13 protein-coding genes are annotated in these 17104 nt (G+C 67.0%); 8 read left to right on the top strand and 5 right to left on the bottom strand.

Features of this window, described 5'->3' with window-relative positions; translation table 11 throughout:
* Positions 1-27: 27 nt before the first annotated feature.
* From car to MSP7336_RS19450, 4 genes are all read right to left on the bottom strand, one after another.
* Positions 28-3489 carry a carboxylic acid reductase gene (gene car / locus MSP7336_RS19465; RefSeq protein ID WP_113964376.1) on the bottom strand — a complete coding sequence of 1154 codons (3462 nt, stop codon included), beginning with the start codon at positions 3487-3489 and terminating at the stop codon, positions 28-30.
* 153 nt (positions 3490-3642) lie between these two features.
* Positions 3643-4965 carry a 4-aminobutyrate--2-oxoglutarate transaminase gene (gene gabT / locus MSP7336_RS19460; protein ID WP_113964375.1) on the bottom strand — a complete coding sequence of 441 codons (1323 nt, stop codon included), beginning with the start codon at positions 4963-4965 and terminating at the stop codon, positions 3643-3645.
* A 36-nt stretch (positions 4966-5001) separates the two neighbouring features.
* Positions 5002-5313 carry a hypothetical protein gene (locus MSP7336_RS19455; RefSeq protein WP_069397250.1) on the bottom strand — a complete coding sequence of 104 codons (312 nt, stop codon included), beginning with the start codon at positions 5311-5313 and terminating at the stop codon, positions 5002-5004.
* A 45-nt stretch (positions 5314-5358) separates the two neighbouring features.
* Positions 5359-6033 carry a nitroreductase family protein gene (locus tag MSP7336_RS19450; RefSeq protein ID WP_113964374.1) on the bottom strand — a complete coding sequence of 225 codons (675 nt, stop codon included), beginning with the start codon at positions 6031-6033 and terminating at the stop codon, positions 5359-5361.
* Between the two features lie 68 nt (positions 6034-6101).
* On the opposite strand from MSP7336_RS19450, the gene yajC reads away from it, so the two are divergent.
* Genes yajC through MSP7336_RS19420 form a run of 6 tightly spaced genes read left to right on the top strand, consistent with a single transcriptional unit; the run spans position 6102 to position 14150 of the window.
* Positions 6102-6425 carry a preprotein translocase subunit YajC gene (gene yajC / locus MSP7336_RS19445; RefSeq protein ID WP_069397252.1) on the top strand — a complete coding sequence of 108 codons (324 nt, stop codon included), beginning with the start codon at positions 6102-6104 and terminating at the stop codon, positions 6423-6425.
* 59 nt (positions 6426-6484) lie between these two features.
* Entirely contained in the window at positions 6485-8338 is a 1854-nt protein-coding gene (gene secD / locus MSP7336_RS19440) for a protein translocase subunit SecD (protein WP_069397253.1), read from the top strand.
* Positions 8339-8342: 4 nt separating this feature from the next.
* A complete protein-coding gene (gene secF, locus MSP7336_RS19435) occupies positions 8343-9575 on the top strand; it encodes a protein translocase subunit SecF (RefSeq protein ID WP_113964373.1) in 1233 nt (410 codons plus the stop codon).
* Positions 9576-9581: 6 nt separating this feature from the next.
* Complete coding sequence (locus MSP7336_RS19430; protein WP_113964372.1) at positions 9582-11240, top strand: ABC transporter substrate-binding protein; 1659 nt, start codon at positions 9582-9584, stop codon at positions 11238-11240.
* Entirely contained in the window at positions 11222-11761 is a 540-nt protein-coding gene (locus MSP7336_RS19425) for an adenine phosphoribosyltransferase (RefSeq protein WP_113965101.1), read from the top strand. The genes MSP7336_RS19430 and MSP7336_RS19425 overlap by 19 nt, the downstream gene beginning before the upstream one ends.
* 31 nt (positions 11762-11792) lie before the next feature.
* Positions 11793-14150, top strand: a complete 2358-nt coding sequence (locus MSP7336_RS19420; RefSeq protein WP_113965098.1) for a RelA/SpoT family protein — start codon at positions 11793-11795, stop codon at positions 14148-14150.
* A gap of 18 nt (positions 14151-14168) precedes the next feature.
* Here the strand turns inward: MSP7336_RS19420 and MSP7336_RS19415 are convergent, their stop codons facing one another.
* Positions 14169-15071 (bottom strand): peptidylprolyl isomerase, encoded by a 903-nt coding sequence (locus MSP7336_RS19415; protein ID WP_113964371.1) that lies wholly within the window; start codon positions 15069-15071, stop codon positions 14169-14171.
* 99 nt (positions 15072-15170) lie between these two features.
* Between MSP7336_RS19415 and MSP7336_RS19410 the strand changes: the two genes are divergently transcribed.
* Positions 15171-15845: an MBL fold metallo-hydrolase gene (locus tag MSP7336_RS19410; protein ID WP_069397257.1), complete on the top strand. Its 675-nt coding sequence runs from the start codon at positions 15171-15173 to the stop codon at positions 15843-15845.
* Positions 15842-17104 carry a histidine--tRNA ligase gene (gene hisS / locus MSP7336_RS19405; protein WP_113964370.1) on the top strand — a complete coding sequence of 421 codons (1263 nt, stop codon included), beginning with the start codon at positions 15842-15844 and terminating at the stop codon, positions 17102-17104. The genes MSP7336_RS19410 and hisS overlap by 4 nt, the downstream gene beginning before the upstream one ends.

The following is a 17104-nucleotide window of genomic DNA, read 5'->3' as shown; positions in this document are numbered from 1 at the left end:
GGCAGGGCTATAGGCCCACAAAGCCGATCAGAGCAAGCCGAGCAGCTGCAGGTCGGTGATGTATTTGACGATCACCTGCGGCGAGACATGTGGAATGTCTTTGTCCGGGCCGATTTTCGCTTCCTGGACTGCCGCGCGGAACCGGTCGGTAGGCGCGAGCGATCCGCGCATCGGCTTTTGCGGTGACCGGTAATTGTGCAACAGCGGCAATAGCGAGGCCTGGCGCTGCTTGTCAGGCAGCGCACGCAGCGCGGTTTCGAACCGCTGCACCCACTCGTGGTAGTCGCCGACCCGGTGGATCGGGTAGCCGGCCTCGATCAGCCAGTCGACGTACTCGTCGAGCCCGACGCCGTCGTCGTAGGGGTTCATCACGTGGAAGGTCTGGAAGGTCGCAGAGCTGTCCAGGTTCCGGGTCCCTAATGTCGAGATCGCCTCGGCGATGAACTCCACCGGCAGGCCGTCGTAGTGGGAGCGTTGGCGGTTACCGTGGGCGTCCAGCTCGTAGAACGAGCCGGGGGCGATCCCGGTGGCGACCAACGACAGCATCATCCGGGTGAACATGTCGGGCACATTCAGCTGGCCCGCGTAACTGGTGTCGGCCAGGATCATGTCGCAGCGGAACACCGACACCGGCAGCCCGCACAGGTCATGCGCCTCCCGCAAGAGCACCTCTCCGGCCCACTTGCTGTTGCCATAGCCGTTGGCATAGCTCTCGTCGATCTTGCGGGTCGGGCTCATCACCCGCACGTCGGCGTCCTCGACGAAGCTGCCCGGTGTGATCTGGTCGCCCACCCCGATCGTCGAGACGTAGACGTAGGGCTTGATCTTGGTGGTCAGGGCGATGCGGATCAGCTCGGCGGTGCCCAGCGCGTTGGGCCCGAACAGCTCGCTGTAGGGCAGCACGTGGTTGACCAGTGCGGCCGGGTCGACGATCAAATCGACGGTGTCGGCCAATCGCTGCCAGGTCGCCGTATCGAGGCCGAGGTTAGCTTCACTCTTGTCGCCGGCGACGACTTCCAGGTGGTCGGCGGCCAATTCCTGGTAATGCGCAAGCAGTTTCGGGTCGCCGCTGTCGAAGGTGTTGTCCAGCCGCGCCCGGGCCTCCTCATCAGAGCGGGCCCGCACCAGCGCGATCACCTTGCCGTTCACCAGGTCCATCCGCTCGAGCCACTCCAGCGCCAGGTAGCGGCCCAAAAAGCCGGTCGCGCCGGTTAGCAGCACGGTGCGCACCGCGGGGTTGGCCTGCGGCAGGTTCGACGCGCCCGCCAGGGTGTCGACGTCGAGGAACTTGTCCAGCGTCAGATCTTTCGCGTGCACCACGGTGGCGTCGCGCCCGTGCACCGACGCGAACGACGGCCGCTTGCTGCCGTCACGTTGGCCTTCGATGTAGTCGGCGATGGCCTGCAAATCGCTGGCGGGGCTGACCATCACGCCCACCGGCACGTCGACATCGAAGATCTCTCGCAGCAGGTTGCCAAAGCTCAACGCCGACAACGAATCTCCACCCAAGTCCGTGAAATGGGCGTCGGGTGCCACGTCGCTGGTCGACGCGCCCAGCAGGGCAGCCGCCGCCCGGGCGACGGTTTGCAGCACCGGCTGGTCGGCGCCGCTGCGGCGAAGCTCACTTAGCTCGTTGGCCTGGCTCTCGGCCAGTTCGGCATACAGCGCTTCGAGCCGTTCGCCGTAGCGGGCCTTGAGCTTGGGCCAGGCCAGCTTGCGGATGCCGGTAAGCAGGCCGTTCTCCAGCGTGAAAGGCGTTGTCTCGATGATGAAGTCGCGCGGCACCTCATAGGACTGCAGACCCGCCTGCTTGGCCACCGCCTGCAGCGACTCGGCGATCGCCGACTTCGAAACAGCCGCGTCGGTGGGCACAACTACCGCCAACAGATAGGGCTGGGCGCTGTTGCCATAGACATAGATCTGGTGCACCAGCGGGCTGTTGCCGAACACCGCCTCCAGCTTGGCCAGCGTGACGAACTCGCCCTGGGCCAATTTGAGCACGTTGTTGCGCCGATCCACGTACACCAGCCGATTCGGCGCGACCTCGGCGAACACGTCACCGGTGCGGTAGTAGCCGTCGGCGTCGAACACCCCGGCCGTGGTTTCGGCCCGCTTGTAATAGCCAGGGAACATGTTCTCGGTCCGCAGCAGCAACTCGCCGCGCGGATGCGGGCGGTCGGTGCTGAAGTAGCCCAAATCCGGAACGTCAACCAATTTGTAGTCCAGCACCGGCGGACGCTGAATCTGCCCATCGAGCATGACCATGCCGGCCTCGGTCGAGCCGTAGGCGTCGACCAAATGCATCTCCAGCAGCGACTCCACCCAGGCGCGCAACTGTGCAGAGGTCGGCGCCGACCCGGTCAGCGCAGCGATGAACCGCCCGCCCAGCAGCTTCGTCCGCATCTCCGCCAGGACTTCGGCTTCCCCGCGGCCACGCCCGAGTTCGCGCTGGAACTCGCCGTAGAGCATCTCCCAGATCCGCGGCACGAAATTCATCTCGGTCGGGCGTACCAACGCGATGTCTTCCAACAGCGTCGACAGGTCGCTCTTTGCGCTGAAGTAAGCCGTGCCGCCATTGCCGAGGGTGCCGTAGAGGATGGTGCGGCCCATGACGTGGCTCATCGGCATGAAGTTCAGCGTGATCGACGCGGCACTGGGCCCGAACCAATCGCGGGCCGACCGGCGCCACATCTTGGCCACATTGCGCCGCGGATACATCGCGCCTTTGGGCGCCCCGGTACTACCGGAGGTGTAGATCAACAGCGCCAACGCGTCGTCGTCGGTGTCGACCACCGGCGCGGCCGTCGTCCCGCGGCCCAGCACGTCGACCAACGTCTGCACCTGGGTGCCCTGCAACTGCGCCTTCGCGTTGTCGACGGCCTCGCGGTGGTCGTCGACTTCGGGGTGAAAGTCGAACACCACCAACCGTTTTGGTGCGTAACCGGCCTGGACCAATTCGACGGCTTCGGACAGGTTGTCCACGCTGGCGGCAAGTACGGTCGGTTCGGCCTCGATGACGATCGGCTGCAGCTGAGCGGTCGCGGCGCTGGTCTGCAGGGGTACGGCCACCGCACCCAGCCGGCCGAGCGCCAGGTCGATGGTGGTGTAGTCGACGCTGGTGAAACCCAGCACCGCGACGCGATCGCCCGGTTGTACGTCGCCGGCCCACGCGCTGGCGAGCGTGTCGACCCGGTTGCCCAGCTCGCGGTAGGTGATGGTGTCGAATCGGGGCAGCAGCCGCGCCGACGTGCGGCCGGTCTGCGCGTCGGTGACGAACTCGACGGCACGCTGACCAAGCGCGGGCCGCTCGGCGTAGCCGTCGATGACGATCCGAACGATGTCGGAGAGCGCCAGTCCGGGTTCCTCGACGGCAGCGGCGACGGCCTCATCGGGCCGGGCGGCGGCGAACTGCGGGTCGTGGGCGGCTAGATCGGCGATACGGCGCTCGAGGCGCTCTTCTTGGGAATCAAGTTGGGAATCAAGCGACATGGGCACAACCTCGACGATTTTGAGAGTTTGACCGGGCGCCGCACTGCGTCCAACTCGAAACTACGTTAGCAAAGCTAAAGTTATTCCGAAACGAGCCTGACTGTGAGTTAGGTAACCGGCGGGCCTAACCTGCGACGGCTGCGGCGGATGTGACTAGAGCTCGGCGAGGCTCGAAGCGACCACGTCCAACCCTTCGCTCAGCAGCTCATCGTTGATCGTCAGCGGCGGCAGCAAGCGCAGGACGTTGCCGAAAGTGCCTGCGGTCAACACGATTACACCCGCCGCGTGCGCGGCGGCAGCCAGCTTGTTGGTCAACTCCCGGTCCGGCTCGGTGGTCCCGGATTTCACCAGCTCGGCCGCGATCATCGCGCCGCGGCCCCGGACATCGCCGACACGGTCGTCGTCGGCCTGCAGCTGCGACAGGCGCTCGGTGATCAGCTGCCCGATCTGCTGAGCACGCGAAACCAACCCCTCGCTCTCGATGGTCGCGATGGTGGCCAGCGCCGCCGCGCACGCAACCGGGTTGCCGCCAAATGTTCCACCCAGCCCGCCGGGATGCGGGGCGTCCATGATCTCGGCGCGCCCGGTGACCGCCGACAAGGGCAGCCCGTCGGCAATGCCCTTAGCGGTGCAGATCAGGTCCGGCTCAATGCCCTCGTGCTCGCACGCAAACATCGCGCCGGTGCGGGCAAAGCCGGTCTGCACCTCGTCGGCGATGAAGACGACATTATTTTCCCGGCACCACTGGAGCAGGGTGGGCAAAAATCCCTCGGCGGGCACGATGAACCCGCCCTCGCCCTGGATCGGCTCGATGACGACGGCGGCCAGGTTGTCCGCGCCCACGAGTCGGCGAATCTCCTGGATCGCCCGCATAGCGGCGCGTTCTCCGTCGAGCTCACCGTCGCGGTACGGGTAAGACAGCGGCGCCCGGTAGATTTCCGGCGCGAACGGCCCGAAGCCGCTCTTGTACGGCATGGACTGGGCGGTCAGGGCCATCGCCAGGTTGGTGCGACCGTGGTAGGCGTGGTCGAACGCCACCACCGCGGTTTTGCGGGTATGGGCGCGGGCAATCTTGACCGCGTTCTCCACCGCCTCGGCGCCGGAGTTGAACAGCACTGAGCGCTTCTCGGCAGAGCCCGGTGTCAGCCGGTTGAGCTCCTCGGCGACGGCGATGTACTGCTCATACGGCGTCACCATGAAGCAGGTATGGGTGAAGTCGGCGACCTGCGCGCGCACCGCATCGACGACCCGGGGCGAGGCGTTACCGACCGTGGTGACTGCGATCCCGGAACTCAAGTCGATCAGCCGATTACCGTCGACGTCTTCGACGATTCCGCCCCCGGCACGCACGGCGTACACCGGCATCGTGCTGCGCACTCCGCGGGCCACCGCCGCGCCGCGGCGCTTGCTCAACTCCAACGACACGGGGCCGGGGAGTTCAGTGACGAGGTGGCGACTCTGTTGGAGAGTGGTCACCTCCGCAGCCTAGCCGCGACCCGCCTACCTGGACCGTTATCCGGCCGGCGGCCCCTCGCCGAGTGGCCGGCAGACGTTGGTCGTCGGGTCCCACCACTGCCCGGGATCGCAATTCAGCGGCTGTGGTCCCTCGCCCAGTGGCCGGCAGATGTTGCCGCTGGGGTCCCACCACTGGCCGGGCTCGCAGCCCAGCGGCGTAGGTCCGACGCCCAGTGGATAACAGGCCTTGCTGAACGGCTCCCACCACTGCCCGGGCTCGCACTGCGCCGAGCTCACCGCCGGCGTCGCGATCGCCGTCGCCGCGGCAAGGACCGCCGAGGCCGCCAACCGGCCGATAAAGGATCTCATCGTGAACCTCCCGCACAGATTGTGCTCATGGCTCGCGGCGAAGCGCTAGCCCGGTCCGAACGTCGGCCCGTCGATCGAGTCGACAGTGGCGAACGAGGCGACAGACGTGCGACGCAGCTTTCGCGCCGCCCGCACCGGGTAGCCCAGAGCGATCACCGCGGCCAGCGCAAATTGGTCGGGTGCGCCCAGCAGCGACTTCACCTGCGGCTCTTCCCGAATCGCGATCGTGGTGATGACGCCGCCCAGCCCTTCCTCGCGAGCGGCCAGCAGGATGCTCCACGCGAACGGGTAAATCGACGCGCCGCCGGCAAACGTGTACCGGTCTGCGTCACGGTCCACCGCCGCCAGCAGCGACAAATCGGCGAACAGCGCGAGCAGCACCGGTGACTCGTCGAACCGTTCGGCGAAACCGCCTGGGGCGGGTAGGTTTTCTGCGGCCAGGGCGCGCGCCTCGACGTCGCGGTCGTTGGTCGGCGCCCAGGGTCGCAGACCCGCGACACTCAGCGCCAAATAGTCTCGTGACCCGGCCAGATAAAGGTCCCGCAGCCGGCGTCGTCGCTCGACGTCCTTGATCACCACGACTCGCCAGGCCTGCGCGTTGGCGCCGCTGGGCGCGAACCGTGCGGTTTCGAGCACCCTCGCCACGATCGCATCGTCGACGGGTCGATCGGTGAAGTCGCGGACCGCGCCTGTACTTCGTAACGCCTCGGTCAGTTCCATAAAAGTAATGCTGCTACACGCCCGGACGGCGCCCGCCGCGAAATCCGCCTTAGGGCACACTGGCGGGCATGGACCAACTGCTCGTTTTCATGCCGCTGCTGGTCGTCTTGGCGGTGTTCATGTTCTTCACGTCGCGGCGGCAGAAGCGCGCGATGCAGGCCACCATCGACTTGCACGAGTCGCTGCAGGTGGGGGACCGAGTGCACACCACCTCGGGATTGCAGGCAACCGTCGCCAGGATCACCGACGAGACCATCGACCTCGAGATCTCGCCGGGCGTGGTGACTACCTGGATGAAGCTGGCGATTCGCGACCGCATCGAACCGGAAGTTCTTGACACCGACGTCGACCCCGAGATCACAGCCGACCCGGAGCGACTGCACAAAGACTGAGTTCACGTACTCTTTCCGGGTGCAGTCGAACTGATCGGCAAACGAGGAGACTCAACAACGTGGCATCGCCTTCGGCGCCGGTGCATCCTGCCCGCTATGTGTCGGTGTTTCTAGTCCTGCTCATCGGGGTGTACCTGCTGGTCTTCTTGACCGGGAACAAGCGCGCCGAACCCAAGCTGGGCATCGACCTGCAGGGCGGCACCCGGGTCACCTTGACTGCCCGGACGCCGGATGGTTCCCGGCCGTCCCGCGATGCGTTGTCGCAGGCCCAGCAGATCATCAGCGCCCGGGTCAATGGACTGGGCGTCTCGGGGTCCGAGGTCGTCATCGACGGCGACAATCTGGTGATCACGGTGCCCGGCAGCGACGGCAACGAGGCACGCAACCTGGGCCAGACCGCGCGACTGTATATCCGACCGGTGATCAACTCGCTGCCCGCGCAGTCCGGCGCCGAGCAGCCACGGAGACTGCCGCAGCCACCGCCCGGCAAGCAGCCGCCCGGAATGCCACCGCCCGGTGAGGCGCCCGGCGAGATCCCTGAAGCGCCCTCCGGGGAGTCGCCGACAGAGCCCGGGCTGCCGCTGTCGCCGGGTGGGCAGCCGGGACAAGCGCCCGAAGCGCCCCTGTCGCCGATCGGACCCGGCGACGTGTTCGGCACTGAGCCCGGCCCGGCCGAGTTGCCGACGCCCCCGGCGCAGCCGCGGCCATACCCGCAGGACCCACCGCCATCGCCGGCTCCGCCGCCCCCGCCGCCCGGCGAAGGGCCGCCGGTGCAACCAGGTCCGCCCGACCCGCGCAAGGACCTCGCCGAGCGCATCGCCAAGGAGAAGCAGTGGCGGCAGAGCACCAACAAAGGTGTGCAGTTCCTGGGTCTGCAATTTCAGGCCACCCGGTGCGATCAAGAGGACATCCTGGCCGGCAACGACGACCCGAAGCTGCCCTTGATCACCTGCGACAAAGACCACAAGGCGGCCTACCTGCTGGCGCCGTCGATCATCAGCGGCGACCAGATCCAAAACGCGACGTCCGGTCTGGACCAGCGCAGCGGCGGCTACGTCGTCGACCTGCAGTTCAAGAGCGGGGCGGCCAACACCTGGGCTGATTTCACCGCAGCTCACGTCGGCACCCAGACCGCTTTCACCCTGGACTCCCAAGTGGTGAGCGCACCGCAGATCCGCGAAGCCATCCCCGGCGGGCGAACCCAGATCACCGGCGGCGACCCGCCGTTCACCGCCGACAGCGCGCGCCAGCTGGCCAACGTCCTCAAATATGGGTCGCTGCCGCTGTCCTTCGAATCCTCAGAAGCTGAAACCGTTTCGGCCACACTGGGTTTGACGTCTCTGCGGGCGGGCCTGATCGCCGGGGCGATCGGTTTGGCGCTGGTACTCGTGTACTCGCTGCTGTACTACCGGGTGCTCGGGCTGCTCACCGCGCTGTCGCTGGTGGCTTCGGGCGCGATGATTTTCGCGATCCTCGTCCTGCTGGGCCGCTACATCAACTACACCCTGGACCTGGCCGGCATCGCGGGTTTGATCATCGGTATCGGGACGACGGCCGACTCGTTCGTGGTGTTCTTCGAGCGCATCAAAGACGAGATCCGCGAAGGGCGCTCGTTCCGCTCGGCCGTTCCGCGCGGGTGGGGGCGGGCCCGCAAGACGATCGTGTCGGGCAACGCCGTGACCTTCCTGGCCGCCGCGGTGCTGTACGTCCTGGCCATCGGCCAGGTGAAAGGCTTTGCATTCACCCTGGGGCTCACGACGGTCCTGGACCTCGTCGTGGTGTTCCTGATCACCTGGCCGCTGGTCTACGTGGCGTCCAAGTCACCGACGATGGCCAAGCCGGTCTACAACGGCTTGGGCGCGGTGCAGCAAGTCGCGCGCGAACGGCGAGCCGCGCACGTAGGACGGGGATAGCGAAATGGCTTCCAAATCAACCGAAGCGGTAGAACTCACCGAGTCCGACGCCGCGGTTTTGGACGACGAGACCAGCGCCCAACTGCCGCATCACAGCTTCTTGTCGCGGCTTTACACCGGCACCGGCGCGTTCGAGGTGATCGGCCGGCGGCGGATGTGGTACGTGATCAGCGGGGTGATCGTGGCGATCTCGATCGCCGCGATCCTGGTGCGGGGGTTCACCTTCGGAATCGACTTCGCAGGCGGCACCAAGGTGTCCTTCCCGCGCGGCGACACCCAGGTCAGTCAGGTCGAAGACGTATTCCGCCAAACGCTCGGCAGCGGCCCGGAGTCGGTGGTGATCGTCGGCAGCGGCTCGTCGGCCACGGTGCAGATCCGCTCCGAACACCTCACCAACGACCAAACCGAGCAGCTGCGCAACGCGCTGTTCGATAAATTCCAGCCCAAAGGCCCCGACGGCAAACCCAGCAAGCAGGCCATCAGCGACTCGGCGGTGTCGTCGACCTGGGGCGGCCAGATCACCAAGAAGGCAGTGATCGCGCTGGTGGTGTTCTTGGTGCTGGTGTCCCTTTACATCACCGTCCGCTACGAGCGCTACATGGCGATCTCGGCCCTGGCCTCGCTGGTTTTCGACCTGGTCGTCACCGCCGGTGTCTACGCGCTGGTCGGCTTCGAGGTGACTCCGGCCACCGTGATCGGGTTCCTGACCATTCTGGGCTTCTCCGTCTATGACAGTGTCATCGTGTTCGACAAGGTCGAAGAGAACACCCACGGCTTCCAGCACACCACCCGCCGCACCTACGCTGAGTGGGCCAACCTGGCGGTCAACCAGACCTTCATGCGGTCGATCAACACCAGCCTCATCTCGGTGCTGCCGGTGGTCGCGCTGCTGGTGGTGGCGGTATGGCTGCTGGGTGTGGGCACGCTCAAGGACCTGGCGCTGGTGCAGTTGGTGGGCATCATCGTCGGCACCTACTCGTCGATCTTCTTTGCCACCCCGCTACTGGTCACCCTGCGCGAGCGCACTGAGCTGGTACGCACCCATACCCGCCGGGTGATGCGGCGCCGCAGCCCCGCCAAGTCCGCCAGCAAGGCCGCCGAGCCCACCTCAGAGTCAGCATCCGCCGGCGACGAGCCGAAAAAGATCACCGCCGCCAGCGCGCCCAGCAAGCCGGCCCCGGGTGCGCGGCCCGCCGGTGGTCGGCACGCACGTCCGACCGGCAAACGAAACAGGTGAAGCCCGATGGCTGCCTGGCGTCGGCGCATCGCGGTGAGCTGGCTGGCAGCGATTACAGCGGCAGCTCCCTACGCCCTGACCGGATGTTCGGGCAGCGCGGTCGGACAGATCGATTACGCGGTCGACGGCGCGCTGGTCACCTATAACGCCAACACCGTCAACGGTGCCGCTTCCGCAGCGGCGCAGGCGTTCGCCCGCACCCTGACCGGGTTCGGCTATCACGGCCCCGACGGGCAGGTGGTCGCCGACCGGGACTTCGGCACCGTGTCGGTGGTGGGCGGTTCGCCGTTGGTGCTCGACTACCAAATCGCTGACAACGCAGTCTATTCCGACGGTAAGCCGATCAGCTGCGACGACTTGGTGCTGACCTGGGCGGCTCACTCTGGACGGTTTCCCGGTTTCGACGCCGCCAGCCGCGCCGGCTACATCGACGTTGCCGCGATCGACTGCCAGCCCGGGCAGAAGAAAGCCCGGGTGACGTTCGCGCCGGATCGCGGCATCGTCGACTACGACGAGCTGTTCACCGCGAGCTCGATGATGCCGTCGCATGTCATCGCCCAGGAGCTGGGCATCTCCGAAGCCAACGTGACCACCGCGCTGTTGACCAAGAACATGCCGGTCGTCGACCGCATCGCGCAGGTATGGAACACCACCTGGGATCTCAAACCCGACCTGGACACGAAGCATTTCCCGTCGTCGGGGCCGTACCGGATCGAATCAGTGTTGCGTGACGGCTCGGTAGTGCTGGTTGCCAACGACCGTTGGTGGGGCGCGAAGCCGCTGACCAAGCGGATCACGGTGTGGCCGCAGAAGGCCGACATCGCCGACCGGCTCAAGAACAAGAGCATCGACGTCGCCGACGTCGCGGCGGGGTCATCGGGATCGGTGGTCACCCCGGACGACTACCGGCGTACGGATGCGCCGTCAGACGGCATTGTGCAGCTGATCTTCGGGTCGCGCGGCCGGTTCGCCGACACCGTCGTGCGCCGTGCCGTCGCATTGTGTACTCCGCGGGACGTGATCGCCCGCGACGCCGGGGTGCCGATCGCCAACGGGCGGCTGCACACGGCCGCCGAGGACGCCATTGGCCAGGCCGAAAATGTGCCCGCGGCAGCGCAATTCGACAAATCCGATCCCGAGGCGGCCCGTACGACGTTGGGCGGAGCACCATTGACCGTGCGGATCGGGTATCGGGCGCCCAACGCGCGGCTGGCCGCCACCGTCGGCGCGATCGCCAAAGCCTGCGAGCCGGCCGGCATCACCGTCACCGACGTCACCTCGGAGACCACCGGGCCGCAGGCGTTGCGGGACGGACAGATCGACGTGCTGTTGGCCAGCACCGGCGGCGCCAGCGGCAGCGGATCGACCGGCTCGCCGGCGATGGACGCCTATACGCTGCACACCGCCAACGGCAACAATCTGCCCGGCTACAGCAACGAACAGATCGACGGGATCATCAGTGCGCTGGCGGTGTCGGCCGACCCTGCCGAGCTGGTGCGGCTGCTGGGGGAGAGCGGTCCGGTGTTGTGGGCCGACATGCCGACGCTGCCGCTGTACCGCCAACAGCGAACCCTGCTGGCGTCGAAGAAGATGTACGCCGTCGTCGGCAACCCCACCCGGTGGGGCGCCGGCTGGAACATGGACCGATGGGTGCTGGTGCGGTGACTTCGGTCTCCGAGCTTGTCGCGTCCTTGACCCGGGAGGTATCCAACTTCCCTACGGCGGGCATCGAATTCAAAGACCTCACTCCGCTGTTCGCTGATCGCCATGGGCTCGCGGTGGTCACCGAGGCGCTGGCCGAGGTGGCCGCCGGGGCAGACCTGATAGCAGGTATCGACGCCCGCGGCTTCGTGGTGGGCGGGGCCGTCGCGGCCCGGCTGGGCACCGGAATGCTGGCCATTCGGAAGGGCGGCAAGCTGCCGCCGCCGGTGCTCGGCGAAACCTACGACCTGGAATACGGCAGCGCCACCCTGGAGATCCCCGCCGACGGCATCGAGCTGGCCGACCGCAGCGTGGTCATCGTCGACGACGTGCTGGCCACCGGGGGGACGCTGGCGGCGGCTTCCCGGTTGCTCGAGCACAGCGGCGCCCGGGTGACGGCGGTTGCGGTGGTACTGGAGCTGGCTGCCCAGGGTGGTCGCGAGCTGCTGGCGCCGCTGCCGGTCCACAGCTTGCGGCGGGTATGAGCGATATCCTGGGAGATCGGAGGTGACGAACGTGGCGGATGACCAGCGCACGGCCCTGCAGACGCCGACTGAGCCGTTCCCGGTCCCGGACGCCCTGCCGGCCGAGTCTCGGGTCGGCCTGAAGACCTCCACCAGCGCGTCGCGGCGGGTGCGGGCCCGCTTGGCGCGCCGGATGACCTCCCAGCGCAGCACGGTCAGCCCGGTGCTCGAGCCGCTGGTGGCGGTGCACCGCAAGATCCATCCCAAGGCGGACTTGTCGCCGTTGCAGCGGGCCTACGAGGTCGCCGAGAAACGCCACGCCGACCAGTTGCGGCATTCCGGCGACCCCTACATCACCCACCCGGTCGCGGTGGCCAACATCCTGGCCGAGCTCGGTATGGACACCACCACGCTGGTCGCCGCGCTGCTGCACGACACCGTCGAGGACACCGGATACAGCCTGGAGCAGCTGTCAGAGGAATTCGGCGAGGAGGTAAGCCATCTCGTCGACGGGGTGACCAAGCTGGACCGGGTGGTGCTGGGCAGCGCCGCCGAGGGCGAGACGATCCGCAAGATGATCACCGCGATGGCGCGCGACCCGCGGGTGCTGGTGATCAAGGTGGCCGACCGGCTGCACAACATGCGCACGATGCGCTTCCTGCCGCCGGAAAAGCAGGCCCGCAAGGCCCGCGAAACGCTGGAAGTGATTGCCCCACTGGCGCATCGGCTGGGAATGGCCACCGTCAAGTGGGAACTCGAAGACTTGTCGTTTGCGATTCTGCACCCCAAGAAGTACGAGGAGATCGTGCGGCTGGTGGCCGGCCGGGCGCCGTCGCGCGACACCTACCTGGCAAAGGTGCGCGCCGAGATCGTCGCCAACCTCAATGCCGCGAAGATCAGCGCGGTGGTCGAGGGCCGCCCCAAGCATTACTGGTCGATCTACCAGAAGATGATCGTCAAGGGCCGCGACTTCGACGACATCCACGACCTGGTCGGGGTGCGCATCCTGTGTGACCAGATCCGAGACTGTTACGCCGCGGTGGGCGTGGTGCATTCGCTGTGGCAGCCGATGGCGGGCCGGTTCAAGGACTACATCGCCCAGCCGCGCTACGGCGTGTACCAGTCGCTGCACACCACCGTCGTCGGGCCGGAGGGCAAACCGCTGGAGGTGCAGATCCGCACCCGCGACATGCACCGCACCGCCGAATACGGCATCGCAGCACACTGGCGCTACAAGGAAGCCAAGGGCCGCAACGGAGTTCCGCATCCGCACGCCGCCGCCGAGATCGACGACATGGCCTGGATGCGGCAACTGCTGGACTGGCAGCGAGAGGCCGCGGACCCCGGCGAGTTCCTCGAATCGCTGCGTTACGACCTTGCCGTCAAAGAGATCTTCGTGTTCACCCCCAAGGGTGACGTGATCACGCTGCCCGCCGGGTCCACGCCGGTGGACTTCGCCTACGCCGTGCACACCGAAGTCGGTCACCGCTGCATCGGCGCGCGGGTCAACGGTCGGCTGGTGGCGCTGGAACGCAGGCTCGAAAATGGGGAAGTCGTCGAGGTTTTCACGTCCAAGGCGCCCAACGCCGGGCCGTCGCGGGACTGGCAGCAGTTCGTGGTCTCGCCACGGGCCAAGGCGAAGATCCGGCAATGGTTCGCCAAAGAGCGCCGCGAGGAGGCGTTGGAGGCCGGCAAGGAGGCCATCGCCCGTGAGGTGCGACGCGGCGGACTTCCGTTGCAGCGCTTGGTCAGTGGCGGGTCGATGGCCGCGGTGGCCACCGAGCTTCATTACGCCGACGTGTCGGCACTCTACACCGCGATCGGTGAGGGACACGTCTCGGCCAAGCATGTCGTGCAACGACTGGTGGCCGAACTCGGCGGCATCGACCAGGCCGAGGAAGACCTCGCCGAGCGGTCCACTCCGGCGACCATGCTGCGGCGTCCGCGCAGCAGCGACGACGTCGGCGTCGCGGTGCCTGGCGCGGCGAACGTGCTGACCAAGCTGGCCAAGTGCTGCACCCCGGTGCCGGGCGATCAGATCATGGGATTCGTCACCCGCGGCGGCGGGGTGAGCGTGCACCGCACCGACTGCACCAATGCCGCGTCATTGCAACAACAATCCGAGCGGATCATCGAAGTGCACTGGGCCCCCTCGCCGTCGTCGGTGTTCCTGGTGGCGATTCAGGTCGAGGCGCTCGACCGGCACCGGTTGCTCTCGGACATCACCCGCGTGCTTGCCGACGAGAAGGTGAACATCCTGTCGGCGTCGGTGACAACATCCGGTGACCGGGTTGCGATCAGCCGGTTCACCTTCGAGATGGGCGACCCCAAGCACCTGGGGCACCTACTCGACGTGGTCCGCAACGTCGAAGGCGTCTACGACGTCTACCGGGTGACGTCCGCAGCGTAACGTCTGCTCGCGCCGAAATCAGTCCAGCAGCACCGATTTGATCGTGACTTCGGTCGCGGGTGCGCCGTCCTCGCCGCCGCCGGACACCCCGGCCTGGGCGATCTTGTCCAGCGTGGCCAGTCCGTCGTCTTGAATCGTGCCGAAAACGGTGTATTCGGGCGGTAATTGGGAGTCCTTGTACACCATGAAGAACTGGCTGCTGTTGGTGCCCGGGCCGGCGTTGGCCATCGCCAGCGTGCCCCGCGGATAGATCACCGGATGATGCAGCGCCGGATCGTCGGGCGCGTACTGATCGGTCGGGTATTCGTTGCCGAATTGGTAGCCCGGCCCCCCGGTGCCGTCACCCTTCGGGTCGCCACATTGCAGCACGCCGAGCGTCGGCGACGTCGTCAGCCGGTGGCATTTGGTGTCGTCGAAAAACCCCTGCTGGGCAAGGTTGGCGAAACTGTTGACCGTGCACGGCGATTTGGCGTTGTCCAGCAGCAGCCCGATCCTGCCCTCGCTGGTCACCATGCTGGCGCTGACGGTAGCCGGGTCGGTGGGCACCCGGCCGGTACGCGGCGGCTTCGCCGGCTTGCTGGCAAGTTCCGGTGACGGCGGATACAGGCAATTGGCGCCCACGTCGGCCGACGGCTTGAACAACGGCAGCGGCGGCAGTTGCGTGGGTTCGGCGGGGGCCGCGCTCGTGGTGGTCGAGTCCGCGGCGGCCGAGCTTTCGGCGGCGGCCGCCGTCGCTTTGTCGTTCTTGTTGTGGTTGGCGTACCAAACGCTGTAACCGACCAGCGCGACGACGAGCAACGCGCCGATCGACCCGCCGACGATGGTCAGCAGACGGCGGCGACGAGCTTGCTGGGCCCGACGTTCCAGCTGCCGTTCGAGTTTGCGCTTGGCTGAAGCACGTCGCTGTTCGTTGGTCGGCACCGCCGATATCCCTCCCTGGTCGTTTGTCGTGTCCAGCACAGAGTGTGCCAGCTGATGCTGAATACGGCTGGCGCGGTCCCTCGTGGGAAACTGGGAAGCGTGTTGATCTCCGCGTTTCCGGCCGGGCTGCTGGCGTGCAATTGCTATGTGCTGGCTCAGCGGCCCGGGGCAGACGCCATCGTCATCGATCCCGGCCAGCGGGCGATGGGCCAGCTGCGGCGCATCCTGGACGAGAATCGGCTGACCCCGGCGGCGGTGCTGTTGACCCATGGGCACATCGACCACATCTGGTCGGCCCAGAAGGTGTCCGACACCTTCGGCTGCCCGGCCTACATCCACCCCGAGGACCGGTTCATGCTGACCGATCCGATCAAGGGCTTCGGCCCCAAGCTGGGCCAGCTGCTGATGCGGGCGATGTTCCGCGAGCCCAAGCAGGTCATCGAACTGGATCGCGACGGCGACAAGATCGACCTGGCCGACATCACCGTCACCGTCGACCACACTCCCGGCCACACCCGCGGCTCGGTGTGCTTCCGGGTTACCGCCGATAGCCCGGTCGATGCCGAGGCGGTGTTCACCGGCGACACGCTGTTCCAGGGCTCAGTGGGCCGCACCGATCTGTTCGGCGGCAGCGGGCGCGACCTGTTGACCTCCATCGTCGACAAGCTGCTGGTGCTCGACGACAAGACCGTGGTGCTGCCCGGACACGGCCCGCAGACCACGATCGGCGCCGAACGCCGGCACAACCCGTTCCTCGAAGGGCTGAGTGGGTGAGCAGATTCTCAGCCCCTAAAGGAGTGCCGGATTACGTGCCGCCGGATTCGGTGCGGTTCGTCGCGGTGCGCGACGGCCTGCTCGAGGCCGCGCGCCGGGCCGGTTACAGCGACATCGAGTTGCCGATCTTCGAGGACACCGCGCTGTTCGCCCGCGGCGTGGGGGAGTCCACCGACGTCGTGTCGAAGGAGATGTACACCTTCGCCGATCGCGGTGACCGGTCGGTCACGCTGCGGCCGGAGGGCACCGCCGGGGTGGTGCGCGCGGTGATCGAGCACGGGCTGGACCGCGGGGTGCTGCCGGTCAAGCTGTGCTACGCCGGCCCGTTCTTTCGCTACGAACGACCGCAAGCCGGGCGCTATCGCCAGCTGCAGCAGGTCGGCGTGGAGGCGATCGGCGTCGACGACCCAGCGCTGGACGCCGAGGTGATCGCGGTAGCCGACGCCGGGTTCCGGTCGGTGGGGCTGGAAGGCTTCCGGCTGGAGATCACTTCGCTGGGTGACGACACCTGCCGCCCGCAATATCGAGAACTATTGCAGGAGTTCCTCTTTCAGCTCGACCTGGATCCTGAAACGCGAAAACGCGCGGAGATCAATCCGATGCGGGTGCTCGACGACAAGCGCCCGGAGGTCCGGGCCATGACGGCCGATGCGCCGGTGATGCTCGACAACCTCTCCGATTCGGCCAAGCAGCACTTCGAAACGGTGCTCGCGCACCTCGACGCGCTGGGCGTGCGCTATGTCATCAACCCGCGGATGGTGCGCGGGCTGGACTACTACACCAAGACCACGTTCGAGTTCGTGCACGACGGGCTGGGCGCGCAGTCCGGCATCGGCGGCGGCGGTCGCTACGACGGGCTGATGAAAGAGCTTGGCGGACAAAATCTTTCGGGTATCGGCTTCGGCCTGGGCGTGGACCGCACCCTGTTGGCGCTGCAGGCCGAGGGCAAAGAAGTCGGCGTCAGGGCGCGCTGCGACGTGTTCGGCGTGCCGCTCGGCGAACAGGCCAAGCAGCGACTGGCCGTGCTGGCCGGGCGGCTGCGCGCCGCCGGTGTACGGGTAGATCTGGCCTATGGTGATCGCGGCCTCAAGGGTGCGATGCGCGCGGCCGACCGATCGAATGCGCGGATCGCACTGATCGCCGGTGACCGCGATATCGAGGCTGGCACTGTGGGCGTCAAGGATCTGGCCAGCGGCGAGCAAGTGGACGTCGCCGCCGACGAGGTGGTCGCCGAGATCCTCTCCCGCCTCGCGCACTAA

It is taken from the genome of Mycobacterium shimoidei, assembly GCF_900417275.1.
GTDB lineage: Bacteria > Actinomycetota > Actinomycetes > Mycobacteriales > Mycobacteriaceae > Mycobacterium > Mycobacterium shimoidei.
This window is presented reverse-complemented; position numbering and strand designations above follow the sequence as displayed.

Coding starts and splice junctions, on each gene's coding strand:
- secF (WP_113964373.1), top strand. CDS start 8,343: ATGGCTTCCAAATCAACCGAAGCGGTAGAACTCACCGAGTCCGACGCC.
- MSP7336_RS19430 (WP_113964372.1), top strand. CDS start 9,582: ATGGCTGCCTGGCGTCGGCGCATCGCGGTGAGCTGGCTGGCAGCGATT.
- yajC (WP_069397252.1), top strand. CDS start 6,102: ATGGACCAACTGCTCGTTTTCATGCCGCTGCTGGTCGTCTTGGCGGTG.
- MSP7336_RS19455 (WP_069397250.1), bottom strand. CDS start 5,313: ATGAGATCCTTTATCGGCCGGTTGGCGGCCTCGGCGGTCCTTGCCGCG.
- MSP7336_RS19425 (WP_113965101.1), top strand. CDS start 11,222: ATGGGTGCTGGTGCGGTGACTTCGGTCTCCGAGCTTGTCGCGTCCTTG.
- MSP7336_RS19450 (WP_113964374.1), bottom strand. CDS start 6,033: ATGGAACTGACCGAGGCGTTACGAAGTACAGGCGCGGTCCGCGACTTC.
- car (WP_113964376.1), bottom strand. CDS start 3,489: ATGTCGCTTGATTCCCAACTTGATTCCCAAGAAGAGCGCCTCGAGCGC.